Source organism: Caulobacter sp. KR2-114 (genome assembly GCF_049446115.1).
GTDB lineage: Bacteria > Pseudomonadota > Alphaproteobacteria > Caulobacterales > Caulobacteraceae > Acaudatibacter.
In genome coordinates this window covers 544,249-559,940 of the sequence record NZ_JBMSEC010000002.1, presented here as the reverse complement: position 1 = coordinate 559,940, position 15,692 = coordinate 544,249, and the positions used below count along the sequence as shown (strand labels likewise).

Genomic DNA, 15,692 nt, shown 5'->3' with positions numbered 1-15,692 from the left:
CCTCGGCAAGGTCTGGCCGGCTAGTCTGGCGTGACAAGGCGCGCCCTTGCCCGCGCCACATTTGAAGGCCAAGGGTGTCGACCATGCCCATCGCACGATCCCTGCCGTCCCTGCGCGTGCTTGCCGCGCTGCTGCCCATGGCCGCGCTCGCCGCCTGCGCCACCGACGGAACCTCTCCGACGACCAGGCCAACCCCGACGGCGTCGGCCGCCCCGGCCCCCAGCCGCCCCTCGGTGGCCCCGGACGAGGCGACCACCTATGGCCTGTTCCTGGCCGGCCGCGAGGCGATGGCCCAGGGCGCGGCAGGCGACGCCGCGGCCTATTTCGGCGCCGCGGCCCAGAGCGGCGGCGGCGGCCCGGGCGATGGCGGGGCTGGCCTGATCAGCGAGCGGGCGTTCTTCGCCGCGCTGATGGCCGGCGACGTGCGCAAGGCGGCCACCCTGGCGCCGGCCGCCGGCGATGCCAACGCCGATCCTGAGAAGGCCCGCCTGGGCGCCCTGGTGCGCGGGGTCGAGGCCCTGGCCGAGGACAACGGCAAGCAGGCCCTGGCCATCCTCAAGGGGCCCGAGGTGGGCTATCCGCACAAGGCGGCGGCCAGCCTGGTGATCCCCTGGGCGGCGGCGGCGGCCGGCGACGTCGACGGCTCGGTGATCCACACGGTGCTGCCGGGCGATCCCATCGACCAGTTCTACGCCAACCTCAGCCAGGCCCGGCTGTTCGAGCGGGCCAAGCGCTATGACGAGGCGGAAACCCACTACAAGGCGCTGATCGCCGCCGGCGATCCGGGCGCCATGGCCAGCCAGAGCTACGGGGCCATGCTCGAGCGGCGCAAGCGCGCGGCCGACGCCGTGGCCGTCTACCAGGCGGCCCTCAACCGCTTCCCCGACAGCGCCGACCTGCAGGACGCCCTGGCCCGCGCCAAGGCGCACAAATCGCCGCCGCCGATGCTGTCGATCAAGGAGGGCGCGTCCGAGGCGCTGATCGCGCCGGCCGCCGCGCTGATGGTGCAGCACCAGAGCGAATACGCCCTGGCCTATCTGCACCTGGCCCTGCGGCTGAACCCCGGCCAGGACGAGGCCTGGATGCTGGCGGGCGACTGCCTGAACGCGATGGGCGACAGCGACGGCGCGCGCGAGGCCTATGCCCGGCTGAAGCCTGGCAGCGACCGTTACATCACCGCGCGCAACAAGATGGCGTGGACCTACCAGAACGGCGACGACCACGCCGGCGCCCTGAAGCTGGCGCGCGAGACGCTCTCCGCCTCGCCGGAAAACCAGGAGGCGGCGGTGAACCTGGCCGACCTGCTGCGCGCCAACGAACAGTACGAGGACTCGGCGAAGATCCTCGACAAGGTGATCGCCGCCCAGGGCGATCACGTCGACTGGCGCCTGCTCTACGCCCGGGCCGCCTCGCTGGAGGAAGCCGGCCACTGGCAGGACGCCGAGCGCGACCTGCAGACGGCGCTCAAGCAGCGCCCCGACGAGCCGGAGCTGCTGAACTTCCTGGCCTATTCCTGGATCGACCGCGGCGAGCGGCTGCAGGAGGCGCTGGGCATGGTGCAGAAGGCGGTCGACGCCAACCCGCAGTCGGGCGCCATGCTGGACTCCCTGGGGTGGGCCTATTTCCGCCTGGGCGACTTCAAGACCGCCGTCGCCAAGCTGGAAGACGCCGTGGTGCTGGAGCCGGCCGACCCGGACGTGAACAACCACCTGGGCGACGCCTACTGGCGCGTCGGGCGCAAGACCGAGGCGGACTATCAGTGGCGCCGGGTGCTGATCCTGCAGCCCTCGGCCAAGTTGAAGGCCGAGGTCGAGACCAAGCTGAAGTCGGGCCTCGACGGCGTCGGGCCGGCGGCGGTCGCCAGCCAGTAGCGCCCCGATGTCCGCGGTCCTCGAGCGCCTCGCGCCGGCGAAGGTGAACCTGTTCCTGCACGTCGGGGCCCTGGCGGCCGACGGCTATCATCCGCTGTCCAGCCTGATGGCGTTCGCCGACGTCGGGGACGTCGTGCGCCTCGAGCCCGCCGAGGCGATGAGCTTCGCCATCACCGGCCCGTTCGGCGCGGCGCTGTCGGCCGAGGCCGACAACCTGGTCACCCGGGCGCGAGACATGGCGCTGGCGGCCTTTCCTGGCGAACACCGTCCGTTCCGGCTCGTGCTCGACAAGCGCCTGCCGATCGCGGCGGGGATCGGCGGCGGCTCGGCCGACGCGGCCGCGGCCCTGCGCCTGCTGGACGACGCCCTGGGGCTGGACCTGGGGGGCGGGGTAGGGGCGAGGTTCGACGCCATCGCCCGCGCCCTGGGGTCCGATGTGCCGGCGTGCCTGGCCGGCCAGCCGACGTTCGCCACCGGCCGGGGCGACGACCTGGGCGAGCCGCCGCGCTTCGTCGACCTGGACATCGTCCTGGCCAACCCCCGCGTTCCGTCGCCGACGGGGGCGGTCTACCGCGCCTACGACGACCTTGGCGCCCCCGGCGGGGCCGAGCCGCCGACCTGGGCCGGAGACCTGACCACGCCCGCGACCGTGACTGCCTTCCTGCAGACCACCCGCAACGACCTGGAGGCGCCGGCCATCGGCCTGACGCCGGCGATCGGCGACTGCCTGGACATCCTCCGCGCCCAGCCGGAAAGCCTGTTCGTGCGCATGTCCGGGTCGGGGGCGACCTGCTTCGCCATCGTCGAGAGCGCCGCCGACGCCGAGCGGATGGCCCGCGGCCTGACCACCACCCATCCGCACTGGTGGGTCCGCGCGGCGCGGCTGAAGGGCTCGCTGGGGTAGCCTCAAACGAAAACGGGGGCCCCGAAGGACCCCCGTTCCCGGTATCGATGGATGAGGCTGGGATCAGCCGTGCACGACTTCGCCGTGCAGGTTGATGTCCAGGCCTTCGACTTCGACTTCCTCGCTGACGCGGATGCCGATCGTGTACTTCAGCACCGCCAGGATGATGAAGGTCACCACGCCGCAGTAGATGAAGGTCGCGGCGACATCCAGGAACTGCAGGCCCATCTGGGCGACGTTACCGTCGGCCAGCCAGCCCTTGGAAGCACTGTTGATCGAGTTCTTGGCGAAGACGCCCGTCAGGATGGCGCCCAGGGCGCCGCCCACACCGTGCACGCCCCAGCAGTCCAGGGCGTCGTCGTAGCCGAAGATCTTCTTCACGTGCACGGCCGAGGTGTAGCAGACCACGCCGGCCAGCAGGCCGATGATCAGGGCGCCCATGGCGTCGACGTAGCCCGAGGCCGGGGTGATGGCCACCAGGCCGGCGACGGCGCCGGAGACCATGCCCAGGACCGAGGGCTTCTTGGCGATGATCCATTCCGCGGCCATCCAGGCGAGGGTGGCGGCGGCGGTGGCGATCTGGGTCGCGGCGGCAGCCATGCCGGCCTGCACATTCGAGGTCACGGCCGAACCGGCGTTGAAGCCGAACCAGCCGACCCACAGCAGCGAGGCGCCGATGACGCTGTAGGCCAGGTTATGCGGCGCGAAGTTCTCGGTGCCGAGGCCCTTGCGCTTGCCGAGCATCAGGGCTGCCACCAGGCCGGCCGTACCGGCGTTCAGGTGCACCACGGTGCCGCCGGCGAAGTCCAGCGCGCCCTTGGTTCCCAGCCAGCCGCCGCCCCACACCCAGTGCGCCACCGGGCAGTAGACCAGCAGCAGCCAGGCGCCCATGAACAGCAGGAAGGCCGAGTACTTCATCCGGTCGGCCAGCGCGCCGGCGATCAGCGCCGGGGTGATGATCGCGAAGGTCATCTGGAAGAACATGTAGACCGACTCTGGGATCGTCGGCGCCAGCGCGCTGGTCGCGTTCAAGCCCATCGGCGCCAGGAAGGCATACTTGAACCCGCCCAAGAAGGCGTTGTTGCTGCCCGGGGTGAAGGCGATCGAATAACCGATCACCATCCACAGCACGGTGATCAGGGCGGTGGCGCCGAAGCTCTGGGCCAGGGTGGCCAGGATGTTCTTCTTGCGCACCATGCCGCCGTAAAACAGGGCCAGGCCCGGGATGGTCATCATCAGGACCAGCACCGAGGAGGTCAGCATCCAGGCGGTGTCGCCGGTGTCGATCTTCGGAGCCGGAGCGGCGGCCGGGGCCGCGGCGGGCGCCGCTGAGGCGGCGGGGGCGGCGGTGGTGGCCGCGGTGCTGGCCGGCGCGGCGGTGCTGGCGGCCGCAGCCGGCGCCGCGCTGGACGCGGCCTGCGCCAGGGCGGCCACAGGCGCCCCGACGATCATGGCGGCAAGGGCAAGCCCCGCCAGCCGGTTCAATCCAAGTGGTTTCATGGTCACTATCCCCTGGTCCTGATGATCAGATCGCGGCCGAGCCGGTCTCGCCGGTCCGGATGCGCACGGCGTCTTCGACGTTCAGGACGAAGATCTTCCCGTCGCCGATCTTGCCGGTGGCGGCGGCGGCCTTGATGGCCTCGACCGCACCAGCGGCGGCGGCGTCGTTGACCACCGCCTCGAGCTTCACCTTGGGCACGAAGTTCACCTGGTACTCCGCCCCCCGGTAGATTTCCGTCTGGCCCTTCTGCCGGCCGTAGCCTTTGACTTCCGAAACCGTCAGGCCCTCGATCCCCGCGGCCACAAGGGCCTCGCGGACTTCGTCGAGCTTGAAGGGCTTCACGACCGCTATGATGAGTTTCATCCGCCTCGCTCCCGCGCTTTCGGCCGATCCCGCCCGACGCGCGCCTCCTTGATGGTTATCCCCAAGCGGCGGGCGGTACTCGAAAAGGGCCCCACGCGCCGACCGACCGGACGCTATCGGCGAGGGGCCTCCGGACCCCCGCGCGCGGTAAGCAATGGTCAAGAAAGAAGGCGGCTCGCCCAATCGGTGGGCAAGCCCGCGCCGCCGGCGCCTGATTTTTCGGCGCCTATGCCCGCCAGCGCCCTCTTCAGCGCGCGGAAGGGCGCCTCAGGCGCAGGCATCTTCCGGGCAACGTGCGGCCCAAGCGGAACCGGGAGGCGGCGTTCCGCGTAATAGAGACGATCGGGCGGTGCGCCCGGTCGCCAGTCCACCGCCTCTGTCCCCCCGAAGGAGGATGTCATGATCCGCTTCAGCACTGCGGCCGCCACGGCCGCCCTGACGTTGCTGGCCGCCCCGGCCTTTGCCCAGTCCGCCACCCCGGGCGATCAGGCCGGCCCGAGCCAGGCCGCCCCCGCCGACCAGGGCTCGATGACTTCAGACCCGTCGATGGCTCCCGCAGCCCCCGCCGCGACCTCGGCCGGCGTCAACACCGGCGCCATCGTCTACCAGTCCTCGCCGACGCCTGCCGACCAGGCCTATGCGCTGAAGGCCGGTGACCCCACCGTGGTCTCCAATGCCCCCGTTCCCGACACCAGGGCCAACCGCGCGCGCTATGGGCGCCCGCTTTCGATGACGGGGCGAAAGACCGCGCCCGCGGGCAATTGACGAACGCCCGACCTGCGTATTTAGGGAGGGCGAAGGGACGCCCGGGGGGCTCCCCTAATTGAGGACATTCATGCGCTTCATTCGCCCGCTCTCCACCGCCTCGGTGGCGGCCCTCGTGGCCTGCGCCACGTTCGCCGCCACCGCCTCGGCCCAGGCGCAGACCGCGGCCCCGGCCGCGCCTGCCGCGCCTGCGGCTCCCCCGGCCGCCGCCGCGCCGGCCGCACCGACGCCGGCGCTTCCGCCGTCACCCAACGTGCAGCCGAACGGCGACTGGGTCTCGACCCTCCGGGCGTCCGGCCACTTCAACACCCTGATCAAGGCGCTGGACGCCACCCAGCTGACCAATCAGCTGAAGGCCTATCCGAACCTGACGGTGTTCGCGCCCACCGACGAGGCGTTCGCCGCCCTGCCGCCGGCGCAGCTGCAGTTCCTGCTGGCGCCCGCCAACGCGACCAAGCTGCAGAAGGTGCTGATCTATCACGTGGTCAACCTGCCGCTCGATTCCGCCAAGGTGAAGGGCACCAAGACCACCGTCGGCACGGTCGACGCGCCGCAGCAGGTCACCATCGACGGCGGTGGCGACGTGCTGATGGTCAACAACGCCGACGTCATCCAGCCGGACGTCAAGGTGGCTAACGGTGTGACCATCTTCGTGCTCGACAAGGTGCTGATCCCCGCGGACATCACCCTGCCGGCCGCGGCGGCCTCCGTCGCCCCCGCCACGGTCACGGGCGGCTGATCCAGGCGCCCCCGCGGGCCCGACGATCCGTCGTCGGACCTCGCCTCGGCTTGATGCAGAAGTCGGCGGGCCCTATAGGTCCGCCGACTTTTTTGCGCCTTGCGCGCGGCTGAGATTCCTTCGCGCATGACCGCAAACCCAGTCTCCTCGTCCCGGCCACTCAGCTTCCAGGGCCTGATCCTGAAGCTGCACGAGTACTGGAGCCAGCAGGGCTGCGTGATCCTGCAGCCGTACGACGTGGAGGTGGGGGCCGGGACGCTGCATCCGGCGACCGTGCTGCGGGCCCTGGGGCCCAAGCCCTGGCGCGTGGCCTATGTGCAGCCGTCGCGTCGCCCGGCCGACGGCCGATTCGGCGACAATCCCAATCGCCTGCACCAGCACCACCAGTACCAGGTGATCCTGAAGCCCAATCCGGACAACATGCAGGAGCTGTACCTCGGCTCGCTGAAGGCGGTGGGCATCGATCCGGCGCTGCACGACATCCGCTTCGTCGAGGACGACTGGGAGAACCCCACCGTGGGCGCCTGGGGCCTGGGCTGGGAAGTCTGGTGCGACGGGATGGAGGTGACCCAGTACACCTATTTCCAGCAGGTCGGCGGCCTGGACGTGTTCCCGGTGGCGGGCGAGCTGACCTATGGGCTGGAGCGGCTGTCCCTCTACATCCAGGGGGTGGAGAGCGTCTACGACCTGGCGTTCAACGATCCCGACGGCCCGGCGCCGCAGACCTATGGCGACGTGTTCCTGGAGAACGAGCGCCAGTTCTCGGCCTTCGAGCACGACGTCGCCGACGTGGCCGTGCTCAAGCGCCAGTTCGAGGACATGGAGCGCGAGGCGCCGCGGATCCTCGGCCAACGGGGCCGGCAGGGCCAGCAGCTGGTGCTGGCGGCCTACGACCACGTGCTGAAGGCCAGCCACCTGTTCAACATCATGGACGCCCGCGGCGCGATCGCCGTCGCCGAGCGCCAGAGCTACATCGGCCGCATCCGCGAGCTGTGCAAAGCCTGCGCCCAGGCCTGGGTCGAGCAGGAAGAGGCGGCCCACTAAGATGCCCCAGCTTCTCGTCGAACTGTTCTCCGAGGAAATCCCGGCGCGCATGCAGGGCGCCGCGGCGCGCGACTTCGAGCGCATGGCGCGCGAGCGGCTGGGCGCCGCCGGCCTCGCCTTCGAAGGCATCGCCGCCTACGCCGGCCCGCGCCGCCTGACCCTGGTGGTCGAGGGCCTGCCCGCCGCCCAGGCCGACCGGGTCGAGGAACGCAAGGGGCCGCGAGTCGGCGCGCCGGATGCCGCCATCGACGGCTTCCTGCGCTCCGCCGGCATCGCCCGCGAGGCGCTGGTCGAGCGCGACGGCGTCTATTTCGCCACCCTGTCGCGCACCGGCCGGCCTACCGCCGAGATCGTCGCGGGCATGCTCGACGAGATCGTGCGCAACTTCCCCTGGCCGAAGTCGATGACCTGGGGCCGCGGAACCCTGCGCTGGGTGCGCCCGCTGCGCGGCATCGTCTGCCTGTTCGACGGCCAGGTCGTGCCGCTGGAGATCGACGGCGTCGTGGCGGGGAACGTCACCCACGGCCACCGCTTCATGGGCGCCGACCGCGCCTTCGCGGTGCGGGACTTCGAGCACTACGCCAAGGCCCTGTCCGAACACTATGTGATCCTGGCCGCCGAGGACCGCGCCGACGCGATCATCAGGCGCGCGCGGGAGCTTTGCCGCCGCCACGACCTGGAGCTGGTCGAGGACGAGGGGCTGCTGGCGGAGGTGTCGGGCCTCGCCGAATGGCCGACCCCGATCCTGGGCGACATGGACCCCGCCTTCCTGGATCTTCCGCCGGAGGTGATCCGCACCTCCATGCGCACGCACCAGAAGTATTTCGCGGTGAAGTCCCGGGCCGACGGCAAGCTGGCGCCGCACTTCCTGGTGGTCGCCAACATCGAGGCCGCCGACGGCGGCAAGCTGGTCGCCGCCGGCAACGCCCGGGTGCTGTCCGCGCGCCTGAACGACGCCCGCTTCTTCTGGGACGAGGATCGCCGCGCCGGCTTCAACGTCTGGCTGGAGAAGCTGAAGGGCGTCACCTTCCACGCCCGCCTGGGCACCATGGCCGAGCGGGTCATGCGCCTGGAACTGCTGGCCGCGGGGCTGGCGAAGATGGTCGGCGCCGATCCTGGCCGCGCCCGCGAGGCCGCGCGCCTGGCGAAGGCGGACCTGGCCAGCTACATGGTCGGCGAGTTCCCCGAGCTGCAGGGGCTGATGGGCGGCTACTACGCCCGCGCCGACGGCATGAGCCCCCTGATCGCCGAGGCCATCGAGGATCACTACAAGCCGGTCGGGCCGACCGACGAGGTCCCCGACCGGCCGGTGGCGATGGCCGTCGCCCTGGCCGACAAGGTCGACACCCTGGCCGGCTTCTTCGCCATCGGCGAGAAGCCCACGGGCTCGCGCGATCCCTACGCCCTGCGCCGCGCGGCGCTGGGGCTGATCCGCATCCTGCTGAAGTCGGAGATCCGCGCGCCGGTGCGCGAGCTGGTGGGCCAGTGGTACGACACCCTGACCACCTACGCCGCGCCGGGCCGCGCCGTGTATGTCTCCGCCGGCCGGGTCACCGCCTGGCTGGGCGCCGAGCGCATCACCGCGCCGGAGGTGTTCGAGCCCTACCTCCGCGAGTTCCGCGAGGCGCTGAAGGCCGAGCCGGTCTATGTGGTGGCCATGGACAGCGACGTCGACATCGAGTTCGACCGCGCGTCCGCCGGGGCCCAGCGCCCGGAACAGCCGGTGCTGCTGGAATTCCGCGGCTACGACGCGGTGGTGGAAGAGGTGAGCGGCTTCCTGGCCGACCGGCTGAAGGTGCTGCTGCGCGACCAGGGCCGCCGTCACGACCTGGTGGATGCGGTGTTCGCCCTGGGCGACGACGACCTGGTGCGCATCGTGGCGCGGGTCGAGGCGCTGTCGAGCTTCCTGGCCACCGAGGACGGCGCCAACCTGCTGGCCGGCTTCAAGCGCGCCAGCAACATTCTCAACGCCGAAGCCAAGAAGGGCGCGCTGCCCTCCGGCGAGGCGCGCGAGCGGGCCGGCGCGCCGGCCGAGGAACTGGCGCTGGTGCGGGCTGTCGCCGGGGTGTCCGGGCGGGTGGACGCCGCCCTTGCCGGCGAGGACTTCGCCCAGGCGATGAGCGCGCTGGCCGGCCTGCGCGCGCCCGTCGACGCCTTCTTCGACAAGGTGCTGGTGAATTCGGACAACCCGGAGGAACGGGCCAACCGCCTGCGTCTTCTGATCCAGGTGCGCGACGCCATGGGCCATGTCGCGGACTTCTCCCAAGTCACAGGTTAGGGGACGGCCATGACCACTTCCACGCTCGCCAAGACGCAGTGGGTCTATGCCTTCGGCGGCGGATCGGCCGAGGGCGACGCCTCCATGAAGGATCTGCTGGGCGGCAAGGGCGCCAACCTGGCGGAGATGTCGTCGCTGGGGCTGCCGGTGCCGCCGGGCTTCACCATCACCACCGCGGCCTGCAACCACTACTACGCCAACGGCAAGGCCTATCCGACCGAGCTGGAGGCCCAGGTGCAGACGGCCCTGGCGGCGGTCGAGGCGGCCACCGGCAAGCGCTTCGGCGACCCGGCCAATCCGCTGCTGGTGTCGGTGCGCTCGGGCGCCCGCGCCTCGATGCCGGGCATGATGGACACGGTGCTGAACCTGGGCCTGAACGACGAGACCGTCGAGGGCCTGGCCAGGCTGGCCGGCGATCGCCGTTTCGCCTTCGACAGCTACCGCCGCTTCATCCAGATGTACTCGAACGTGGTCCTGGGCCTGGACCACCACATGTTCGAGGAGATCCTGGACGACAAGAAGGACGCCCTGAACGTCTACGTCGACACCGGCCTCTCGGCCGACGACTGGCAGGCGGTGGTGGCCGACTACAAGGCGGCCGTGCAGGCCGAGCTCGGCCACCCGTTCCCGCAGGACCCTGCGCAGCAGCTGTGGGGCGCCATCGGCGCGGTGTTTGCCAGCTGGATGAACGACCGGGCCAAGTTCTATCGCCGCATGCACGACATCCCCGAGAGCTGGGGCACGGCCGTGAACGTGCAGTCGATGGTGTTCGGCAACATGGGCGACACCTCGGCCACCGGCGTGGCCTTCACCCGCAACCCGTCGACGGGCGAGAACAAGCTGTATGGCGAGTTCCTGATCAACGCCCAGGGCGAGGACGTGGTGGCCGGCATCCGCACGCCGCAGCCGATCACCAAGGCCGCGCGCGAGGAGATGGGCGACAAGAACCCCTCCATGGAAGAGGCCATGCCGGAGGTGTTCACCCAGTTCAAGGCGGTCGTGGAGCGCCTCGAGCGGCACTACCGCGACATGCAGGACATCGAGTTCACCGTCGAGCGCGGGCGGCTGTACATGCTGCAGACCCGCAACGGCAAGCGCACCGCCAAGGCGGCGCTGAAGGTGGCCGTGGAGATGGCCGCCGATGGCCTGATAACCCAGGACGAGGCTGTGCGCCGGGTCGAGCCGGCGTCGCTGGACCAGCTGCTGCACCCCACCATCGCCCCGGACGCCGAGCGCGACGTGGTGGCCACCGGCCTGCCGGCCTCGCCCGGCGCGGCCACCGGCAAGATCGTGTTTTCCGCCGAGGAAGCCGAGCGCCTGGGTGCGGCGGGCGAGGACGTGATCCTGGTGCGCGAGGAAACCAGCCCCGAGGATATCCGCGGCATGGACGCCGCCCGCGGCATCGTCACCGCCCGCGGCGGCATGACCAGCCACGCGGCGGTGGTCGCCCGCGGCATGGGGCGGCCGTGCGTCTCCGGCGCCGGCGACCTGCAGATCGACGAGAAGGCCGGCGAGATGCGCGCGCGCGGCCGCACGCTGAAGGCCGGGGACATCATCACCATCGACGGGTCCAAGGGCGACGTGCTGTCGGGCGCGGTGAAGATGGTCGAACCGGAGCTGTCCGGCGACTTCGCCACCCTGATGGCCTGGGCCGACGCCGCGCGGCGGCTGAAGGTGCGGGCCAACGCCGAGACCGCCACCGACGCGCGCACCGCCCGCCAGTTCGGCGCCGAGGGCATCGGTCTTTGCCGCACCGAGCACATGTTCTTCGACGATGCCCGCATCGCCGCGGTGCGGGAGATGATCCTGGCCGACGACGAGGCTGGCCGCCGCGCGGCCCTGGCCAAGATCCTGCCGATGCAGAAGGGCGACTTCGTCTCGCTGTTCGAGATCATGGAAGGCCTGCCGGTGACCATCCGGCTGCTGGACCCGCCGCTGCACGAATTCCTGCCGCACACCGAGGAGGACCTCACCGCCGTCGCCGAGGCCACCGGCCTGGACGCCGCCAAGCTGCTGCGCCGCGCCAAGGAGCTGCGCGAGACCAACCCGATGCTGGGGCACCGCGGTTGCCGCCTGGGGGTCTCCTATCCGGAGATCTACGAGATGCAGGTGCGCGCGATCATCGAGGCGGCCCTGGACGTCGCCGCCTCCGGCCGTCCGGCGCCGACCCCTGAGATCATGCACCCGCTGGTCGCCAAGGGCGAGGAGATGAACTACCTCAAGGCCCTCACGGATCGCACGGTCAAGCAGGTCTGCGAGGAGCGCGGCGCGACCATCGAGTACAGCGTCGGCGCCATGGTGGAGCTGCCCCGCGCGGCCCTGCGCGCCGCCGACCTGGCCAAGAGCGCCGAGTTCTTCTCGTTCGGCACCAATGATCTGACCCAGACGACCTTCGGCATCAGCCGCGACGACTCCGGCCGCTTCCTGAACGCCTATATCGACAAGGGCATCTTCGAGAAGGACCCGTTCGTCTCCCTGGACACCGAGGGGGTGGGCGACCTGATCCGCATCGCCACCGAGCGGGGCAGGGCGGTGCGCCCCGACATCAAGCTGGGCATCTGCGGCGAACACGGCGGCGATCCCGCCTCGATCGCCTTCTGCGAGGACGTCGGGCTGGACTATGTCAGCTGTTCGCCGTACCGCGTGCCGATCGCCCGCCTGGCCGCCGCTCAGGCGGCGCTGAACCGGAAAGGCTAGGCAGCCCATGTCCGACTCCCCGCTCGAGGAGCTGGAACACCATGAGCACGCCGAGCACGCCGAGCATGCGGCGCATGCCAACGACCCGCTGATCTCGCAGGTCACCTTCACCATCGCCGTGCTGGCGGTGGTGGCGGCCGTGGCCGCCAGCCTGGAGACCACCGAGAGCGACAAGGCGATCTCGGCCAAGAACGACGCCGTGCTGGCGCAGAACCAGGCGACCGACGCCTGGAGCGAGTACCAGTCCGACTCGATCAAGAAGAACCTCTACCTGGTGGCCGCCGACGGCGGCGGGGCCAAGGCGGCGTCCTACGCCAGGAAGGCGGCGGACGAGGGGGCCAAGGCCGACGCGGCCAAGCCCAGGGCGCTGAAGTTCGAGGAACAGCGCAAGGCCGCCACCGAGGCCGCCGAGGGCCACGAACTGCGCCATGGCCACCTGACCATCGCCTCGACCCTGCTGCACATGGCCATCGCCATCGCCACCCTGGCGATCATCCTGCACCGCCGCTGGCCGTGGTGGACCGCGCTTGCCCTGGCCGTCGCCGGTTCGGGCCTGGCCGCCTGGGCGTTCCTCTGATGGATGAGCGCTCCCATGGCTGAACCCCACCATGGCTGAACCCCACCATGGCTGAACCCAAGGGCAAGCGCGACTTCCGCGACAACGTCCGCATCGACATCCGCGAGCGGCACGAACTGGCCTTCTGGGCCAAGCGCTGGGGCGTGACGACGGACCAGATCGTGGCCGCCGCCCGCAAGGTTGGTCACGCGGTCAAGGACATCGCCGCCGAGCTCGGCAAGCGGCGCTGATGCACGCCCTCTCTCGTCACCCCGGGCGCAGCGCAGCGTAGACCCGGGGCCGGCCGTGCCGCCCTAGAGAAGATTGGGAATGGCCGCCGGCCGGTCAGTATTGGTTGGAGGTCGTCTCGGTTGCGGCGCCGCCGGCCCCGGATCGGCGGGCGCTCGCGCGCCCTTGTCCCAGGTGACGAGGGGAAGGGTGCGCAAAGCCTCACGGAAACTGACGCCTTCGCGCAAATCCGCTGCTATAAGCGCCGGCCCTGCAGGACAGAGCCATGGCCGACGCCCCTTCCACCGCCACCGATTCGTCCACGCCCGGCGCGCGCCAGGCGGCCTTCGGCTTCATCTTTGCCAGTGCGGTGGCCAGCGCCCTGTCGATCGGCATCATGGTGCCGATCCTGCCCAACCTGCTGAAGCAGTTCTCCGGCGGCGACACCGCCTCGGCGGCGCAGGTGAACGTGGTCTTCGCCACCTGCGGCGGGGCGATGAGCTTCCTGGCGGGGCCGGTGCTGGGGTTGCTGTCGGACCGCTATGGCCGTCGGCCGGTGCTGCTGGTGTCGCTGTCCGGGCTCGGCCTCGATTTCCTGTTCATGGCCTTCGCGCCCAGCCTCGGCTGGCTGTTCGTCGGCCGGCTGATCAGCGGCGCGACCTCGGCGGTGTTCTCGACGGCCAACGCCTATGTGGCGGACGTGACGCCGCCGGAGCGACGAGCGCGGGCGTTCGGCTGGATGGGGGCGGCGTTCAGCGTCGGCTTTCTGGTCGGCCCGGCGCTGGGCGGCCTGCTGGGCGACATCAACCTGCGCCTGCCGTTCATGGCCGGCGCGGCGCTGACCCTGCTGAACGCGCTCTACGGCTTCTTCGTGCTGCCGGAATCGCATCCGCCCGAACGGCGCACGATCAGCATGGCCTGGCGCAAGGCCAACCCGGTGGGCGCCTTGCGGCTGCTGAGCTCGCATCACGAGCTGCTGGCGCTGGCCGGCATCTATTTCCTCAACCAGATCGCCCAGATGATCTGGCCCAGCATCTATGTGCTGTACGTCGGCTATCGCTACGGCTGGACGCCGCGGTTCATCGGCTTTGCGATGATGGCCGGCAGCGTGCTGGGCGTCGGGGTGCAGAGCTTCGTGGTCGGCCCAGTGATACGCCGGTTCGGCGAGCGCGGCGCGGTGCTGGCCGGCGCCTCGGCCGCGACCCTGGCCTTCATCTGGTATGGCCTGGCGCCGACGGGGTGGATCTACCTGCTGGGGATCCCGATCAGCTGCTTCGGCGGGCTGATGATCCCCGGTCTGCAAGGGCTGATGACCCAGCGCGTGTCGCCCTCGGAGCAGGGTCAGCTGCAGGGGGCGAACCAGAGCCTCGCGGGGCTGGCGTCGATGATCGGCCCCAGCCTGTTCGGGCTGCCGTTCTCGTGGGCGATCGAGCACCCGCGCTTTGGCGTGCCGGGGATCGGCATGCTGGAGGGCGCGGCGATCTGCGCGACCTGCGCGGTGGTCGCCATCGTCGCCGCGCGCCGGGCGGCGCCCGCGCCAGACGGGGCGGCTACCGCTTCCTGACGAACACCGTGCCGGCGGAATAGCCGGCGCCGAACGAACAGATCAGCCCGGTCTCGCCCGGCGCGAAGTCGGCATTGGCCCGGTGGAAGGCGATGATCGAGCCGGCCGACGAGGTATTGGCGAACTCGTCGAGGATGATCACGTTCTCTTCCGGCGTGGGGTCGCGCCCCAGCACCTTGCGGCCGATCATGTCGTTCATGTTGATGTTGGCCTGGTGCAGCCACAGGCGCTTGAGGCTGGTGGGATCGAGGCCGAGCTCGGCGGCGTGCTCGACGATCATCTCCGAGACCATCGGCACCACCTCGCGGAACACCTTGCGGCCCTCCTGCACGAACAGCTTGTCGCGCGCGCCGACGCCCTGCGGATCGCAGCGGTTGAGGAAGCCGAAGTTGTTGCGGATGTTGTTGGAGAACTGGGTCTTCAGCCGGGTCCCGAGAATCTCCCAGCCGCCGGTCGCGGTGCGCTCGTCCTCCAGGATCACCGCCGTCGCCACGTCGCCGAAGATGAAGTGGCTGTCGCGGTCGCGGAAGTTCAGGTGTCCGGAGCAGATCTCGGGGTTGACCATCAGCACCGCCCCGGCCGAGCCCGAGGCGATGAAGTCGGCGGCGGTCTTGATGCCGAAGGTGGCCGACGAGCAGGCCACGTTCATGTCGAAGGCGAAGCCCTCGATGCCCAGCGCCTGCTGCACCTCGATGGCCATGGCTGGATAGGCGCGCTGCATGTTGGAGGCGGCGCAGATCACCGCGCCGATCTCGCTCACCGGCTTGCCCCAGGCGGCGATCGCCTCGCGCGCCGCGGCGACGGCCATCTCGGCCATCACCGAGATCTCGTCATTGGAGCGCTCGGGGATCGCCGGGCGCATCACCTTGGGGTCGATCACCCCAGCCTTGTCGACCACATAGCGCGCCTTGATGCCCGAGGCCTTCTCGACGAACTCCACCGACGACGGCGCCAGGGCGGTCACGCTGCCGTCGGCGATCGCCGCAGCGTGTTCCGCGTTGAAGTTGGCGACATAGGTGTTGAAAGCCTCGACCAGCTCGGCGTTCGAGATGCTGTTGGGCGGCACATAGAGGCCCGTGGCGGCGATGACGGCCTGACGCAAAGTCCGATGCTCCGAAGCGTTTCCTTGGGCGGTTGATAGCACGAACCGCGGCCATGCCACGCCTCGGCGTCACGGCATTG

The 15,692-nt window shown here is 70.5% G+C and carries 13 protein-coding genes; 10 read left to right on the top strand and 3 right to left on the bottom strand.

Annotated elements, in window-relative coordinates; translation table 11 throughout:
* Window positions 1-83: 83 nt before the first annotated feature.
* On the top strand, window positions 84-1,871 hold the full coding sequence (locus ACO2Q3_RS08820) for a tetratricopeptide repeat protein (RefSeq protein ID WP_423306191.1): 1,788 nt from the start codon (window positions 84-86) through the stop codon (window positions 1,869-1,871).
* 7 nt (window positions 1,872-1,878) lie between these two features.
* Window positions 1,879-2,775: a 4-(cytidine 5'-diphospho)-2-C-methyl-D-erythritol kinase gene (locus tag ACO2Q3_RS08815; RefSeq protein WP_423306190.1), complete on the top strand. Its 897-nt coding sequence runs from the start codon at window positions 1,879-1,881 to the stop codon at window positions 2,773-2,775.
* 63 nt (window positions 2,776-2,838) lie between these two features.
* Here ACO2Q3_RS08815 and ACO2Q3_RS08810 read toward each other — a convergent pair whose 3' ends face one another.
* Together ACO2Q3_RS08810 and ACO2Q3_RS08805 are read right to left on the bottom strand one after the other, a co-directional pair.
* Complete coding sequence (locus ACO2Q3_RS08810) at window positions 2,839-4,275, bottom strand: ammonium transporter (RefSeq protein ID WP_423306189.1); 1,437 nt, start codon at window positions 4,273-4,275, stop codon at window positions 2,839-2,841.
* Between the two features lie 25 nt (window positions 4,276-4,300).
* Window positions 4,301-4,639: a P-II family nitrogen regulator gene (locus ACO2Q3_RS08805; protein WP_423306188.1), complete on the bottom strand. Its 339-nt coding sequence runs from the start codon at window positions 4,637-4,639 to the stop codon at window positions 4,301-4,303.
* Window positions 4,640-5,038: 399 nt separating this feature from the next.
* On the opposite strand from ACO2Q3_RS08805, the gene ACO2Q3_RS08800 reads away from it, so the two are divergent.
* From ACO2Q3_RS08800 to ACO2Q3_RS08765, 8 genes are all read left to right on the top strand, one after another.
* Complete coding sequence (locus ACO2Q3_RS08800; protein WP_423306187.1) at window positions 5,039-5,404, top strand: hypothetical protein; 366 nt, start codon at window positions 5,039-5,041, stop codon at window positions 5,402-5,404.
* A gap of 70 nt (window positions 5,405-5,474) precedes the next feature.
* Window positions 5,475-6,143 carry a fasciclin domain-containing protein gene (locus ACO2Q3_RS08795; RefSeq protein ID WP_423306186.1) on the top strand — a complete coding sequence of 223 codons (669 nt, stop codon included), beginning with the start codon at window positions 5,475-5,477 and terminating at the stop codon, window positions 6,141-6,143.
* Window positions 6,144-6,269: 126 nt separating this feature from the next.
* Window positions 6,270-7,187 (top strand): glycine--tRNA ligase subunit alpha, encoded by a 918-nt coding sequence (locus tag ACO2Q3_RS08790; RefSeq protein ID WP_423306185.1) that lies wholly within the window; start codon window positions 6,270-6,272, stop codon window positions 7,185-7,187.
* A 1-nt stretch (window position 7,188) separates the two neighbouring features.
* The gene (gene glyS, locus ACO2Q3_RS08785; protein WP_423306184.1) at window positions 7,189-9,465 is read left to right on the top strand and encodes a glycine--tRNA ligase subunit beta; all 2,277 of its coding nucleotides are present in this window, start codon (window positions 7,189-7,191) and stop codon (window positions 9,463-9,465) included.
* Window positions 9,466-9,474: 9 nt separating this feature from the next.
* Window positions 9,475-12,162 carry a pyruvate, phosphate dikinase gene (gene ppdK / locus ACO2Q3_RS08780; RefSeq protein WP_423306183.1) on the top strand — a complete coding sequence of 896 codons (2,688 nt, stop codon included), beginning with the start codon at window positions 9,475-9,477 and terminating at the stop codon, window positions 12,160-12,162.
* Window positions 12,163-12,169: 7 nt separating this feature from the next.
* On the top strand, window positions 12,170-12,739 hold the full coding sequence (locus ACO2Q3_RS08775) for a DUF4337 family protein (RefSeq protein WP_423306182.1): 570 nt from the start codon (window positions 12,170-12,172) through the stop codon (window positions 12,737-12,739).
* A 47-nt stretch (window positions 12,740-12,786) separates the two neighbouring features.
* On the top strand, window positions 12,787-12,969 hold the full coding sequence (locus tag ACO2Q3_RS08770; RefSeq protein WP_423306181.1) for a DUF3606 domain-containing protein: 183 nt from the start codon (window positions 12,787-12,789) through the stop codon (window positions 12,967-12,969).
* Between the two features lie 263 nt (window positions 12,970-13,232).
* Window positions 13,233-14,510 carry a TCR/Tet family MFS transporter gene (locus ACO2Q3_RS08765; protein ID WP_423306180.1) on the top strand — a complete coding sequence of 426 codons (1,278 nt, stop codon included), beginning with the start codon at window positions 13,233-13,235 and terminating at the stop codon, window positions 14,508-14,510.
* Here the strand turns inward: ACO2Q3_RS08765 and ACO2Q3_RS08760 are convergent.
* A complete protein-coding gene (locus tag ACO2Q3_RS08760) occupies window positions 14,497-15,612 on the bottom strand; it encodes a beta-ketoacyl-ACP synthase III (protein WP_423306179.1) in 1,116 nt (371 codons plus the stop codon). The two genes, ACO2Q3_RS08765 and ACO2Q3_RS08760, sit on opposite strands and share 14 nt — an antisense overlap.
* Window positions 15,613-15,692: the final 80 nt, after the last annotated feature.